The organism is Vibrio sp. 2134-1 (assembly GCF_033339495.1).
In genome coordinates, this window is the sequence record NZ_JAWOUS010000127.1 from 1 (window position 1) to 1,099 (window position 1,099).

The 1,099-nt window shown below is 47.6% G+C and carries 2 protein-coding genes; both read left to right on the forward strand.

The window, feature by feature from the left end; all coding sequences use genetic code 11:
• The first annotated feature begins 3 nt into the window (after positions 1 to 3).
• Positions 4 to 762 (forward strand): DNA-binding domain-containing protein, encoded by a 759-nt coding sequence (locus R7R78_RS24360; protein WP_225474404.1) that lies wholly within the window; start codon positions 4 to 6, stop codon positions 760 to 762.
• Positions 763 to 772: 10 nt separating this feature from the next.
• A partial coding sequence (locus R7R78_RS24365; protein WP_225474403.1) for a DoxX family protein occupies positions 773 to 1,099 on the forward strand: 327 nt, incomplete at its 3' end.

A 1,099-nucleotide genomic window follows, 5' to 3' on the forward strand; every position in this document is an offset into this window, starting at 1 on the left:
CTCATGAAGCTAGCCACCTTACAAAACCAGTTTGCGAAAGCGCTTCACTATCAGGCATTGGGCGATGACTGTGATATTGCGAGCGATCAGTTTACCGCTGACGAGCGCATGCAGATATATCGCAACAACTTTATCATCAGCTTGAGCGAAGTCCTCTCTGCTACTTATCCGATGGTTGAAGCGTTACTAGGGGAAACGTGCTTTGCCCAAATAGCACGCCAACATGTTTTAACGCACCCACTCCAAGAAGGCAGTGTTATTCACTACGGAAAAGACTTTCACCTCACTGTGATGTTGTTTGGTCAGGTCATGGCTCAAGCACCATACTGCCCAGAAGTTGCTCTCTTTGAATGGAACATCGACCTTGCTCGCCAAGCTCGTTATGAGCATCAAGCAGACACTGCCGTGCAACCACTGACTGAGTTACCACACGTACCAGAGTCGCAACATCCCCATTTAGTTTTCCACCTTCGCCCTGGGTGTAAGTGCTTTGATGCTCATTACGCGGTGTTTGATTTATTCGCAGCTGTTCGTACTCAGCAATTCGATCAGCTCAACATCAACCAATTACAACAAGGGGTGATCCGCATTGAGCCCAATGGTGAAGCGCAGTGTTTCGCGCTAGCTGCCGAAGCCTATCAATTGCTTGCCAGCTTGGAACAAAAGCAATGTTTGAGCGATATCCCCGAGCCGTTGCTCGCTCACCTTAATCACATCATGACGCTTGACCTGATTGAAGGTTTTACGCTGCAAACCGCGTAAGGAGGATACGATGACAGATTCTGTTAAAAGCCTGATTAGCCGCTACGACGAATACACCAACAGCTTACAAACTAACGCAATGCCGTTGTTGCTGCTGTTTTGCCGTTTATGGGTCGCTTGGGTGTTTTTTAATTCCGGCCTTATCAAAATTGCCTCATGGGATAGCACCTTGTACTTGTTCGAATTTGAGTATCAAGTTCCGTTGCTACCTTGGGAATTTGCCGCCTATTCAGGCACATTCGCAGAGTTAGTTCTTCCGGTCTTTTTAGCGCTTGGATTATTTACTCGCCCTATGGCTGCCATGTTGTTTGTGTTCAACATTATCGCGGTCCTGTCC

What these genes read in the sequence shown, in the direction of transcription:
- R7R78_RS24360 (WP_225474404.1), top strand. Translation starts at nt 4, where the DNA reads ATGAAGCTAGCCACCTTACAAAACCAGTTTGCGAAAGCGCTTCACTAT.